General features: G+C 37.1%; 14 protein-coding genes. 12 read left to right on the top strand and 2 right to left on the bottom strand.

The genetic code is table 11. The annotated features are described in order from the left end of the window. Positions 1 to 14 precede the first annotated feature (14 nt). The 4 genes from ACI6PS_RS06135 to ACI6PS_RS06150 are packed head-to-tail and all read left to right on the top strand — an operon-like array spanning position 15 to position 2133. Positions 15 to 569: a DUF4256 domain-containing protein gene (locus tag ACI6PS_RS06135; protein ID WP_421011667.1), complete on the top strand. Its 555-nt coding sequence runs from the start codon at positions 15 to 17 to the stop codon at positions 567 to 569. 12 nt (positions 570 to 581) lie between these two features. Next, positions 582 to 1091 carry a Crp/Fnr family transcriptional regulator gene (locus ACI6PS_RS06140; RefSeq protein WP_421011668.1) on the top strand — a complete coding sequence of 170 codons (510 nt, stop codon included), beginning with the start codon at positions 582 to 584 and terminating at the stop codon, positions 1089 to 1091. A gap of 58 nt (positions 1092 to 1149) precedes the next feature. Further along, positions 1150 to 1707: a DinB family protein gene (locus tag ACI6PS_RS06145; protein WP_421011669.1), complete on the top strand. Its 558-nt coding sequence runs from the start codon at positions 1150 to 1152 to the stop codon at positions 1705 to 1707. Between the two features lie 36 nt (positions 1708 to 1743). Next, complete coding sequence (locus tag ACI6PS_RS06150) at positions 1744 to 2133, top strand: DUF1801 domain-containing protein (RefSeq protein ID WP_421011670.1); 390 nt, start codon at positions 1744 to 1746, stop codon at positions 2131 to 2133. A 23-nt stretch (positions 2134 to 2156) separates the two neighbouring features. Here ACI6PS_RS06150 and ACI6PS_RS06155 read toward each other — a convergent pair whose 3' ends face one another. Beyond that, complete coding sequence (locus ACI6PS_RS06155; protein ID WP_421011671.1) at positions 2157 to 4250, bottom strand: tetratricopeptide repeat-containing sensor histidine kinase; 2094 nt, start codon at positions 4248 to 4250, stop codon at positions 2157 to 2159. 197 nt (positions 4251 to 4447) lie between these two features. Between ACI6PS_RS06155 and ACI6PS_RS06160 the strand changes: the two genes are divergently transcribed. From ACI6PS_RS06160 to ACI6PS_RS06195, 8 genes are all read left to right on the top strand, one after another. Continuing rightward, the gene (locus tag ACI6PS_RS06160; protein ID WP_421011672.1) at positions 4448 to 5329 is read left to right on the top strand and encodes an SDR family oxidoreductase; all 882 of its coding nucleotides are present in this window, start codon (positions 4448 to 4450) and stop codon (positions 5327 to 5329) included. A 129-nt stretch (positions 5330 to 5458) separates the two neighbouring features. Further along, the gene (locus ACI6PS_RS06165; protein WP_421011673.1) at positions 5459 to 6223 is read left to right on the top strand and encodes a ParA family protein; all 765 of its coding nucleotides are present in this window, start codon (positions 5459 to 5461) and stop codon (positions 6221 to 6223) included. 6 nt (positions 6224 to 6229) lie between these two features. Continuing rightward, positions 6230 to 7129, top strand: coding sequence for a ParB/RepB/Spo0J family partition protein (locus ACI6PS_RS06170; protein ID WP_421011674.1), 900 nt, complete (start codon positions 6230 to 6232; stop codon positions 7127 to 7129). Continuing rightward, positions 7129 to 7689 carry a DUF5683 domain-containing protein gene (locus ACI6PS_RS06175; protein ID WP_421011675.1) on the top strand — a complete coding sequence of 187 codons (561 nt, stop codon included), beginning with the start codon at positions 7129 to 7131 and terminating at the stop codon, positions 7687 to 7689. The genes ACI6PS_RS06170 and ACI6PS_RS06175 overlap by 1 nt, the downstream gene beginning before the upstream one ends. A gap of 11 nt (positions 7690 to 7700) precedes the next feature. Next, positions 7701 to 8402: a 4-hydroxy-tetrahydrodipicolinate reductase gene (gene dapB / locus ACI6PS_RS06180; RefSeq protein WP_421011676.1), complete on the top strand. Its 702-nt coding sequence runs from the start codon at positions 7701 to 7703 to the stop codon at positions 8400 to 8402. Positions 8403 to 8474: 72 nt separating this feature from the next. After that, positions 8475 to 10034: a signal peptidase I gene (gene lepB / locus ACI6PS_RS06185; protein WP_421011677.1), complete on the top strand. Its 1560-nt coding sequence runs from the start codon at positions 8475 to 8477 to the stop codon at positions 10032 to 10034. A 37-nt stretch (positions 10035 to 10071) separates the two neighbouring features. Beyond that, entirely contained in the window at positions 10072 to 10455 is a 384-nt protein-coding gene (locus tag ACI6PS_RS06190; RefSeq protein WP_421011678.1) for a four helix bundle protein, read from the top strand. Positions 10456 to 10467: 12 nt separating this feature from the next. Further along, on the top strand, positions 10468 to 11076 hold the full coding sequence (locus tag ACI6PS_RS06195; RefSeq protein WP_421011679.1) for a WbqC family protein: 609 nt from the start codon (positions 10468 to 10470) through the stop codon (positions 11074 to 11076). Here the strand turns inward: ACI6PS_RS06195 and ACI6PS_RS06200 are convergent, their stop codons facing one another. Then, positions 11077 to 12129 carry an endonuclease/exonuclease/phosphatase family protein gene (locus tag ACI6PS_RS06200; protein ID WP_421011680.1) on the bottom strand — a complete coding sequence of 351 codons (1053 nt, stop codon included), beginning with the start codon at positions 12127 to 12129 and terminating at the stop codon, positions 11077 to 11079. It abuts the gene before it with no gap. Between the last annotated feature and the right edge of the window lie 12 nt (positions 12130 to 12141).

Genomic DNA, 12141 nt, shown 5'->3' on the forward strand with positions numbered 1-12141 from the left:
GAGAACCACAATCTATGAAAAAATTATCCCTTCATCAGCAAGAAGAATTGCTCGCAATTTTAAAGAGCCGTTTTGAGAAAAACAGCGACCGTCATAAGGAACTTGATTGGAAAAAGATTCAGGAAAAACTCGAAAACAATCCTGAAAAACTTTGGTCGCTTAATGAAATGGAAAGAACTGGTGGCGAACCGGATGTTGTGGGCCAAAATGAAAAATCAGACGAATTTATCTTTATGGACTGCTCGCCTGAAAGTCCAAAAGACAGGAGGAGTTTCTGCTATGATCGTGAAGCTTTGGACAAAAGAAAACTAAACAAACCCGGAAATTCTGTAGTTGATGTTGCAACCGAAATGGGCATCGAGCTTTTAACGGAAGATGAATATAGGGAATTGCAACTGCTCGGAAAGTTCGACTTGAAAACCTCCAGCTGGATCAAAACACCTGAAGCAGTTAGAAAATTAGGTGGCGCCCTTTTTTGTGACCGAAGATATGATCAAGTTTTTCTATACCACAATGGCGCCGATTCTTACTATGCCGCAAGGGGATTTAGAGGGGTTTTAAGGGTTTAATCAAGGGAAGCAATGAACATCTTCAAAGACCTATATACTGCTACCCTATCCCTAAAAAGAAATGACTATCTGAAAGTGGCCGGCAGCGTTGACACCAACATCTATTTTATAGAAAGCGGAAGCTTGAGAATTTATATTCTTGATGAAGACGAAGAGCAGATCATCAGGTTTGGCTATTCGGATAACATCATCGTGGCATTGGATTCCTTTTTTACCGAAAAGCCTTCTGACTTTTATATTCAGGCGATAAAAAAGACGGTTGTTAATGTGATTCCTAAAAATGTTTTTTATGGGTTTATCGAAAAATCAGCATCGCATAAAAGTTTACTTATTCCGTTGCTGGAAGATTTGATATTACAGCAGATGGAACGCGAAAAAGACATCTTAACGGCTTCACCCAAGGAACGTTTCAATCGGGTAATGAGGAGAAGTCCAAGATTGTTTCAAGAAATTCCAGACAAGTATATTGCCAATTACCTTCGGATGAGTCCGGAAACACTTTCCCGTTTAAAAAAATCTTGATTTCAATCAAGATTCATACCGTTCTAATGTTGGAACTTTGCTCCAAAATCAAAAAAATATGGAAGTACAATCAGCAACATTAATTTCGGAATTAATTGATATTACCAATCAGAATTTGGCTTTCGCCGAAATTTTAAAAGCAAAATCTGAGAAACAACTCAATTGGAGGGCGAGCGAAAAATCGTGGAGCATCCTGGAATGTCTGGAACATTTGAACTTGTACGGAGATTTTTATATTCCCGAAATCAACAACGTAATTTTCAAAGCAAGGAGCAAAAGTGATGTGGTTTTTAAAAGCGGCCTTCTAGGGAATTATTTTGCCGAAAGTATGCTGCCGAAAGAAAAGATGGCCAAGATGAATACTTTTAAGAGCAAAAACCCAATACATAGCCGTTTAGACCCAACTACTATTGACCGTTTTATCGACCAACAACATCAATTAATCGATTTATTGGAGCAATCCCGAAACATCAGCCTTAACAATGAGAAGACACAAATCAGCCTGACCAAGTGGATACGGCTAAAAATAGGTGATACTTTTAGATTTGTAATCAACCATAATATCAGGCATTTGAAACAAATTGAAAACGTGATGATGCTCGGGAAAATGGATTAATTTTAATAGATTTGTTTTTTCCTTATAAATTCAATCATGAACAAAGACATCCAAGCTTACAACAACAAACAGCTTCCTGAGGACACAGCGATTTGCAACAAACTCTATGACATTATTAATCAGAATTTACCCGATGCCGAAAATAAAATATGGCATGCACATCCGGTTTGGTTCTTAGACGGAAATCCAATTGTAGGCTACAGTAAACTGAAAGATGCTGTACGGTTATTATTTTGGAGCGGCGAATCATTTGAAGAAGAAGGGCTCCATAAAGTGGGCAATTTCAAATCTGCCGATGTACGTTATACAAGTGCTGCACAAATCAATGAAGAGGATTTGAAACGCTGGCTTCAAAAAGGCATTGACATTCAATGGGATTACAAGAATATTGTGAAACGGAAAGGTATCTTATTGCGTTTAAGATAATGCTTTTTTGTAACCCTAAATAATTACCCTTTCGGAAGGTAGATACAAAAAGTTGTTCCTTCTCCCAAAATGCTTTCCACGCTTATCTTTCCATCATTTTGCTCTACCATATCTTTACAGAGCACAAGCCCTATCTGATGACCTTTTTCTCCCGTAACACTTGTAGTTATAGTATGCTCCAAGCTAAAAAGTTTTTCAATATCTCTTGAGGCAATTCCAGGGCCTGAATCATTTATACAAATCTTCACCTTTTCTCCTTTCTCTGTTGCGCTTATTGTAATTGAATCTTCGGCATTACAAAACTTTACTGCATTAGAAATAAGATTACGCACCACTACATTGATCATGTTTGGATCGGCATATACCAAAACTGACTGATCAATATTCATATTTACTCTCAGTTCCTTTGCTTTAATAGCCGACTGATGAAGATGGATATTTGTTTTTACCACTTCCCTAACATCAAATGATAATGGCCTTACAGTCATTCCGTCTAATTGACTTTTCGACCATTCAAGCAGATTATCTAAAAAGACTGAAGTTGTATAGATCGTATCTTCTAGTCTTGCAAGCAAACTATTAAGCTCGCTTTCATTCAATTGTCCTTCCCTGTAAAGCCCGAAAAGCATTTTTAATGTTTGCAACGGGCTTCTAAGATCGTGGGAAACAATGGAGAAAAATTTATTCTTGACCTTATTCAATTGCTCCAATTCAGAATTTTGAACCGCCGTAATTTCCATTTGAGTTGTAAGCTCTTCATTCAACATTTCAAGTTCCTTGTTGATTTCCGAAATCTCATCCTTTTGTTTTTCCAATAAAAGATTTGTTGCCTTCTTTTCGAGATTTCTCTTATAATATAGGACCAGCAAAATCACAACAAAAAGTAAGATAACCGAAGTAATGAAAATCGTTTTGACGTAGCTCGTATTCTTGGTAGCAATTATTTTATTGTCTTTTACAAGTCCTTCGTTTTCAGAACTAACCCTGTTAAATTCTGTCAGCACCAGATGCTTGAGTTTTTCTTCGGATTTAATGCTGTCGGTCAGTTCAATAAAAGCGTTTTGATATTTATAAGCTCCTTCAAAGTTATTTTGTGCTTCTTCAATTTTCATATACATCCAAACAGCCTTTGATCGCATGGAGAGTGACTCCATTTTTTTGCTGTTTTCATAAGCTCTTTCCGCATATTCTCTCGCCTTTTTATATTGCTTCAATCCAACATAAGCTCTAGCGAAAGAAATTAAGACGGCACTTTCGTGAAATGTGTTTTTTAATTCGATATCGTGTTTCAAGGCAATTTCTAAATTAGGCAATGCTTTTGCAAACGCACCTTTTTTGATATCGACTCTGGCAAGTCCCCATCTCGCTAAGGCAATTCCGTTGATATCGCCAATTCTTTCCCTAATTTCAAGGCTTTCCTGAAAATAATTTATTGCCTTTTCATATTCTCCAAGCTCTAGGCATCCGCCTCCCAATGAAAATAATGCCGATGCAATTCCTGGCTCATGACCGATTTTCTTGTAGCTTTCGAGTGCCAAAAGATCATACGTCTGAGAAACCTTATATTCTCCTAAATCATGATAAATCCCACCAATGTTGATGTAGCATTGATTGATTCCTTTTGCATATTTAATTTTTTTGTACAATCGCAAAGCTTCTTTGTACTTGTCAATCGCCTCTCTATCGTTGTCAATTTTTTCGTAAACATATCCCATGCTTGCCAGTGCACGCGCCATTCCTCTTTCGTATTTTATTTTTTTTGCGGTTTCGTATCCTTTGGCAAAATAAAAAAGAGCACTGTCCATTTTCGTTTTTATGGCATGGGTACCGCCCATGTCAATATAGGCTTCCACCACAAGCGTGTCTACTTTCAACTTTTCGGCAATAGCCTTGTATCGAACGGCATAATAGTACTTTTTATCCTGATCTACAGATGCATAAGCAGTGGTAAGTTGTTGATAAATCCTCATGCGGGTTGTATCGGGAAGCTTCGGTTTAAGCTCCTTCAAGAGTTCTTCTACCTTTGTCGTTTGAGCAAAAGCAGGCAAAGTGAAAAGCAACAAAAAAACGAAACAAAACTTCCGCTTTAATTTTTTATACCAGATTCGTTTTGGCATTTGCTGATTTTATTTAAAATGAAATGAAGAATTGAGGTATTTTCTTCTGATGGTTAAAGATACTAAACTTTTGTAATCTTTTTTAATCCATCATAATAAGAAAACATTAACATGAATAAATACTGATTTATGCTTGAAAATTGAACCGAGCATCATCAAATTATTCAAATTCACTATCTTTATCAAAAACAAACAAAATGGATTTTACAAAAAAAATGCTGCGTGATGATGCCTTGGAGGGCAAAGTTATAGTTGTAACGGGTGGCGGAAGCGGACTTGGCAAGGCAATGACAAAATATTTCCTTGAATTGGGAGCCAAAGTGGCCATTACTTCCCGTGATTTGGACAAATTAAAAAATACCGCTTCTGCTCTTGAAAGCGAAACAGGCGGAGAATGTCTTCCCCTTCAATGCGATGTGCGTCATTACGATCAAGTCGAAAACATGCTTCAGGAAGTTTTGAAAGCTTTCGGAAAAGTGGATGTCCTTTTAAACAACGCTGCCGGAAACTTCATCTCTCCTACCGAAAGATTGTCTGCAAATGCTTTTGATACGATCATTGATATCGTTTTGAAAGGCTCAAAAAACTGCACCTTGGCTTTTGGAAAACATTGGATTGACACCAAACAAGAAAGTTCAACTATATTAAATATCGTAACCACTTATGCTTGGACAGGTTCGGCTTATGTAGTACCGAGTGCAACAGCAAAAGCGGGAGTTTTGGCCATGACCAGGAGCTTGGCCGTTGAATGGGCAAAATATGGAATCCGTTCCAATGCTATTGCTCCGGGTCCTTTCCCTACAAAAGGAGCTTGGGACAGATTGCTTCCTGGCGATTTGGCCGAGAAATTTGATATGGCAAAAAAAGTTCCCTTAAAAAGAGTCGGTGATCATCAGGAATTGGCAAATCTTGCCGCCTATTTGGTTTCTGATTTTTCTGCTTATGTAAACGGCGAAGTCATTACAATTGATGGTGGCGAATGGCTAAAAGGTGCAGGACAATTCAATTTATTGGAACAAATTCCTGAAGAAATGTGGGACATGCTCGAAGCGATGATCAAGGCAAAAAAACAATCCTAACCATCGTATATACTGAAACTTAACTTTTGGATAAATTAGGTTCTCAAACTTAAACAAACAGTTAACAAAATAGATTTTCAAAACCCGTAAATAATTGTATTTTTACGGTTCAAAATTTCAGAAATTATAATGGGCAAAATCATTGCTATTGCAAATCAAAAAGGCGGTGTCGGAAAGACTACAACTTCGGTAAATCTTGCGGCATCACTTGGTGTATTGGAAAAAAAAGTATTACTTATTGATGCTGATCCTCAGGCGAATGCAAGTTCAGGATTGGGTATCGACATCGAAGGCATAGAAATAGGAACCTATCAAATTGTAGAACACAGCCACACTCCCGAAGAAGCAATTATTACTTGTTCGGCTCCAAATGTGGATGTTATTCCTGCCCATATCGACCTTGTTGCCATCGAAATCGAATTGGTGGACAAGGAAAACAGGGAGTATATGCTGAAACAGGCATTGGAAAGTGTGAAAGAAAAATACGATTACATCATTATTGATTGTGCGCCATCTTTGGGTTTACTGACCTTGAATGCTTTAACTGCTGCTGACTCGGTGGTTATCCCTATCCAATGTGAATATTTTGCTTTGGAAGGTCTAGGAAAATTACTGAATACCATCAAAAGCGTTCAAAAAATCCATAATCCAGAATTGGACATTGAAGGTTTGTTGTTGACCATGTTTGATTCAAGGCTTCGTCTTTCTAACCAAGTGGTGGAAGAAGTACAAAAGCACTTCAACGATATGGTTTTCAAGACCATTATCCAACGAAATGTAAAATTGAGTGAAGCTCCAAGTTTTGGCGAAAGCATCATCAATTTTGACGCAACAAGCAAAGGAGCAACGAATTATTTGAGCCTTGCCCAAGAAATTATAAAGAAAAACAGCTAGCATAGAATGACAAAAGCGGTAAAAAAACAAGCATTAGGAAGAGGTTTATCGGCATTATTGAAAGATCCAGAAAACGACATCAAATCGGTTGAAGACAAAAATGCAGATAAAGTTGTAGGAAATATTATTGAGCTTGAGCTTGATGCTATCGAAATAAACCCATTTCAGCCAAGAAGCAATTTCAACGAAGAAGCACTTCAGGAATTGGCCACCTCTATTAAGGAATTAGGTGTTATACAGCCGATTACGGTTAGAAAAATGGAATTCAACAAATTCCAATTGATCTCTGGAGAAAGAAGACTTCGTGCTTCCAAACTTGCTGGTTTGGCTACAATTCCAGCTTACATCAGGATTGCAAACGACAACGAATCACTTGTTATGGCCTTGGTTGAAAACATCCAACGCCATGATTTAGATCCGATTGAGGTTGCATTGTCCTACCAAAGATTGATGGACGAAATTCAACTGACGCAGGAGCAAATGAGCGACCGTGTTGGAAAAAAACGTTCTACCATTGCCAATTATCTTCGCTTACTAAAACTTGATCCAATCATCCAAACCGGAATCCGTGACGGATTTATATCCATGGGACACGGTCGTGCGATCATCAATATCGAAGATCTGGATGCCCAGACAGATATCTACCAAAAAATTGTAAGCCAGAATTTATCGGTTAGAGAAACTGAAACCTTGGTAAAAAACTATCAAGAAAGTTTGAAACCAAAGCCTGCATCAAAAGCGAAAGCTACTTCATTTGACATCAATGAAGAGGAAAAGAAAGCGATTACAGGGTATTTTGGAGCAAAAGTGGATGTAAAAGTTGCCGGAAATGGTAAAGGAAAAATTACTATTCCATTCCACTCCGAGGAAGATTTCAAGAGAATTATCAAACTAATAAAAGGTTAGTGAATAAATATATTCCCATACTGTTCTTGCTTTTCATCACAGGAAACATTTCGGTTTTTGCGCAGGTAAAAAAAGAAGAGGCACTTGTTTTGGCAGATACTTTGATAGCCAAGCCAATCAATCCGCTGGCTCCTGCCAGGGCCGCGTTTTTGTCTGCCATTGTTCCTGGTCTGGGTCAAGCTTACAACAAGAAATACTGGAAAATACCTATTGTTTATGGAGCAATTGGTACCAGCGTTTATTTTTATGTGGATAACAATAAAAAATACCACCGTTATCGCGATGCCTACAAAATGAGACTCGCTGGAAAGGATGACGAATTCAAAGGACAATACAGCGATGCAACGTTGATAAATGCTCAACGAACATTTCAACGAAACAGAGATTTATCACTTCTAATAAGCTTTGGTCTTTATGCTTTGAACATTATTGATGCCAATGTCGATGCGCATTTGATGCAATTCAACGTCAATGATAATTTATCTTTTAGACCCGACGTTTACCCGAACGAAATCAACTACAAGCAAAATGTTGGGGTAACATTGAACTACAGTTTTTAAAATATTTTTGAATGAAGATTGCACTTTTAGGTTACGGAAAAATGGGCAAGGTTATCGAAAGGATCGCCTTGGAAAGAGGACACGAGATTGTTTTGCGCAAGACCAGCTCTGACACATTTGATGACCTTCACAAAGCGGATGTCGCTATCGATTTCAGTATTCCAGACGCTGCCATTACTAATATTTCTACTTGTCTGAATCAAGGAATTCCAGTTATTTCGGGAACTACCGGCTGGTTGGAAAACTACCACGAAATGGTGAAATTATGTGAAGAACAAAATGGCGCTTTCATTTATTGCTCCAACTTTAGCCTTGGCGTAAATATCTTTTTTGAATTGAACGATTATTTGGCCAAGATGATGTCGAAATTCGATCAATACAAAGTAGAAATGGAAGAAATCCATCATACACAGAAACTAGATGCTCCAAGCGGAACCGCCATTACTCTTGCAAACCGAATCATTGAAAACTCCGATTATTCAAGCTGGGCTTTGGAAAACGCAAAGAACGACGAACTTTTAATTAATGTAAAAAGAATAGAAAATGTTCCTGGAACGCATTCTGTTTTTTATAATTCTGATGTAGATACGATCGAAATAAAACATACCGCCCATAATCGTGACGGATTTGCATTAGGTTCCATAATTGCCGCCGAATGGATTATTGGCAAACAAGGCGTTTTTACAATGCGAGATGTTTTGCAATTGGGGTAATGTAACTTTTCTGCAATTTCTTATACTAATGACTTAGCTTGAGGCTAAATTTATCAAATAAAAACATACAATATGACACTTTATCAATGGTTTATATTTTTCCTTATCGTCCAAATCGTTCACTTTATTGGAACTTGGAAATTATATGAAAAAGCAGGAAGAAAATCATGGGAAGCAGCCATTCCGGTTTACAATGCCATCGTCTTGATGAAAATCATCAACCGGCCAACTTGGTGGACGATTTTGCTTTTTATCCCCATCATCAATCTGATCATGTTTCCTGTTGTTTGGGTTGAAACGATCAGAAGTTTTGGAAAAAAGACTACGCTTGATACGGTTTTGGTTTTGTTCACACTTGGACTTTACATTTATTACATTAACTATACTCAGGATGTAACGCATATCAAAGACCGAAGCTTGGTTTCGCCAACAAAAACAGGCGATACGGTAAGTTCACTATTATTTGCAATTGTTGTGGCAACTTTGGTACATACCTATGTCATGCAACCTTTTACGATTCCGACATCCTCTTTGGAAAAAACGCTTTTGGTGGGCGATTTCCTATTTGTGAGTAAATTTCATTACGGTGCGAGGACTCCGATGACCACTGTTGCCGCTCCGATGGTTCATGACACAATTCCTTTGATCAATGTAAAATCCTATTTGAACAAGCCTCAATTGCCTTATTTTAGATTTCCAGGCTTTGAAAAAATTGATAAGAATGACATCGTCGTGTTTAACTGGCCAGTTGATACGGTTTTTCACATGTATAAACTAAGCGACAAACATTACGAAAAGCCAATTGACAAGAAAACCAACTACGTAAAAAGATGCGTTGGAACACCGGGAGATAGCCTTTCTGTAAGAGATGGAATTGTTTTTATTGATGGAAAAGAATTAAAATTATCCGATAGGGCTAAACCTGAATATTCTTACTTAGCGGCTTTAGACGGACAAACTCCAATAAATTTTGAATTTGTTCTAAAAGATTTGGACATCACCGATGGCGCAGGATTTATGACGGAAGCCCGTGACACACTTTACATAAAAGCATTAACGCTTGAAGGAGCTGAGCGTTTGAAAAATATCCCCGGAATCAAATCTGTAACAAGAATAATTCAAAAACAAAGTGACCCAACTGTTTTTCCTTTCAACAAAGATTGGAATGGCGACAATCTTGGACCAATTTACATTCCAGAAGCTGGAAAAACCGTTGCTCTAAACAAAGAATCTCTTCCGTTTTACAAAAGAATCATATCCGAATATGAAGGCAACGATTTAAAAATAAATGGTGATGAAATCCGAATCAATGGGGAAATTTCTACTTCCTACACTTTCAAGCAAGATTACTATTATATGATGGGTGACAACCGTCATAACTCGTTGGATTCAAGATATTGGGGCTTTGTTCCTGCTGATCATATCGTAGGAAAGCCAGTCTTTATCTGGATGAGTTTGGACCAGAATATTGGTTGGAACAAAGCTATTGATAAAATCCGTTGGGAGAGAATGTTTACAACGGTTGGTGGCGATGGCGAGCCTTACTCCTACTTTAAATTTTTCCTAATTGCCTTAGCGGCTTATTTTGGAATCACTTATTTTATGAAGAAGAAAAAAGCAAAAAACAGTTAATTTGGTTTTTGTTAATTTGAATATCTGAATGGTATAGATGTACATATATTCTTTCGAAAAGCTTGAAGTTTGGAATGAAGCAAAAGAACTTGCTAAAAATATTTATTCCATTACTTTAAAATTTCCTGATGTAGAAAAATTTGGACTCATTTCGCAATTGAGAAGAGCTTCGGTTTCTATTTGCTCAAATATAGCTGAAGGTTCAGCCAGAAATTCGTTCAAAGACAAAGCCCATTTTACAACGATGGCATTTAGTTCTGCTGTCGAAACTTTAAATCAAGTTATACTTTCATTTGAATTAAATTTTATTACCGAAAAAGAGTATATAAAGCTTCGTTCTGATATTGAAAGTATTACTAATAAATTAAATGCTCTTCGGAATTTTCAAATCTCAAAAGCCAAAGAACAAATAACCAAATAGTCACATAATCGAATGAACGTCTTATTACATCCAACATATTTTCCATCAATTAGTCAATTTGCAGCGATTGCTCAGGCTGAAACCGTAACGTTTGAAATGGAAGACAATTTCCAGAAACAAACCAATAGAAACAGGATGTATATTTATAGTCCGAATGGTGTGCAAATGCTGAACATTCCAATAAAACATTCTAGCGAAAGCCATCAAAAAACCAAGGACATCAAACTTGAAACCGCTTTCGATTGGCAGAAGCAACATTTCAAATCATTGGAAGCGGGTTATAGAAGTTCGCCTTTCTTTGAATATTTTGAAGATGCTATCATGCCCATTTTTGAAAAGAAACATACATTCCTGATGGACTTGAATATGGAAACAATCGAAATTGTTTCTAAATGCCTAGGCTTGAAATTATCTTACAATAAAACAGAAGAATACTTCAGAGAAGTTGATTTTAGTGATTTCAGAAATCTTGCAAACGGAAAAAAAGACTCCTATCAATTTGAAGCGTACACACAAGTTTTTGAGGAAAAACACGGCTATATCAACAATTTAAGCATTCTGGATTTGTTGTTCAATGAAGGAAGATATGCTTTGGATTACTTGAAAAACCAGCAACTATAATTACTCTTTTTTCATTGAAAGTCGTGCCATGATTGGAAAATGGTCGGAATCGACAATTTCTACAAAATTCTTGAAATTCTTAACCTGCATCGTCTTGTCTGCAAAGATATAATCGATTCGGGCTGGATAGTATTTAAAATCATAGGTTTTTCCGAAGCCACTTCCCGCCTCTTCAAAACTGTCCTGCATATCGCCTCTGATGATCCTATAAACATAGGAAAATGCACTGTTGTTCATATCGCCACAGATAATTATCGGATATTTACATTCGCCTTTGTGGTTCATGATCATTTCTGCCTGAAGCTGTTGCTCCTTGAAGGCAGTACTCATCCTTCTTAGTATTCGTTGCGATTTCTTCTGATCCATATCATTGATATCGTCGTTGATTTCGTTTACGTCTGGCGTAATCTTGATGGACTGAAGGTGGATACTGTATACACGGATGGTATCTTTTCCCTTTTTGATATCCGCAAAAATGACATTGTTGTTGGAACCCGGAAGCAGAATTTCTCCCTCATCAATAATCTTAAACTTTGAAAGGATCGCCTGTCCGGTTTTGATTTTATCGCCTTTAGAAATGATATATTTATATTTATAACGCTCATAATCAAATTCTTTTGCGTTTGAAAATTCCTGAATACATAAGATATCAGGGTTGTTTTCCTTTACAAAATCGGAAATTTCAACAGGAACCGTTTCTTTTTCAGACCATTCAAATTTATTGAACAAACGCACGTTGTAGCTTAAAACCGTAAAATCCGAAACTTCTTCGGGTAGATTCTTCTCTGAAAATTTATAGAATTTATTGATGAACGTAATTCCCAAAAGCAGAACCAAAGCCGGAAGGAGAATCTGTCTTTTGAGTTGTATGCCCCAATAAATAAAATAGATAACATTGAGAATCAACATCATCGGCAAGAACAAAGTCAATACAGACAAGAAAGGGAAAAATTTTGGCGCCAGAAAAGGCAAGACATAAGCAACAAACGTCAATACAGCGAGCACTATATTGAAGAAGAACATTATCTTATTAAACCATGAAAGGTTTTTCATCTGCCGATTTGA

This window comes from Flavobacterium sp. PLA-1-15 (genome assembly GCF_049060005.1).
Classification (GTDB): Bacteria; Bacteroidota; Bacteroidia; order Flavobacteriales; family Flavobacteriaceae; genus Flavobacterium.

Bases quoted from the DNA above. Each gene is read 5' to 3' on its own strand.
- ACI6PS_RS06135 (WP_421011667.1), top strand. From the start codon at position 15: ATGAAAAAATTATCCCTTCATCAGCAAGAAGAATTGCTCGCAATTTTA.
- ACI6PS_RS06140 (WP_421011668.1), top strand. From the start codon at position 582: ATGAACATCTTCAAAGACCTATATACTGCTACCCTATCCCTAAAAAGA.
- ACI6PS_RS06145 (WP_421011669.1), top strand. From the start codon at position 1,150: ATGGAAGTACAATCAGCAACATTAATTTCGGAATTAATTGATATTACC.
- ACI6PS_RS06150 (WP_421011670.1), top strand. From the start codon at position 1,744: ATGAACAAAGACATCCAAGCTTACAACAACAAACAGCTTCCTGAGGAC.
- ACI6PS_RS06155 (WP_421011671.1), bottom strand. From the start codon at position 4,250: ATGCCAAAACGAATCTGGTATAAAAAATTAAAGCGGAAGTTTTGTTTC.
- ACI6PS_RS06160 (WP_421011672.1), top strand. From the start codon at position 4,448: ATGGATTTTACAAAAAAAATGCTGCGTGATGATGCCTTGGAGGGCAAA.
- ACI6PS_RS06165 (WP_421011673.1), top strand. From the start codon at position 5,459: ATGGGCAAAATCATTGCTATTGCAAATCAAAAAGGCGGTGTCGGAAAG.
- ACI6PS_RS06170 (WP_421011674.1), top strand. From the start codon at position 6,230: ATGACAAAAGCGGTAAAAAAACAAGCATTAGGAAGAGGTTTATCGGCA.
- dapB (WP_421011676.1), top strand. From the start codon at position 7,701: ATGAAGATTGCACTTTTAGGTTACGGAAAAATGGGCAAGGTTATCGAA.
- lepB (WP_421011677.1), top strand. From the start codon at position 8,475: ATGACACTTTATCAATGGTTTATATTTTTCCTTATCGTCCAAATCGTT.
- ACI6PS_RS06190 (WP_421011678.1), top strand. From the start codon at position 10,072: ATGTACATATATTCTTTCGAAAAGCTTGAAGTTTGGAATGAAGCAAAA.
- ACI6PS_RS06195 (WP_421011679.1), top strand. From the start codon at position 10,468: ATGAACGTCTTATTACATCCAACATATTTTCCATCAATTAGTCAATTT.
- ACI6PS_RS06200 (WP_421011680.1), bottom strand. From the start codon at position 12,129: ATGAAAAACCTTTCATGGTTTAATAAGATAATGTTCTTCTTCAATATA.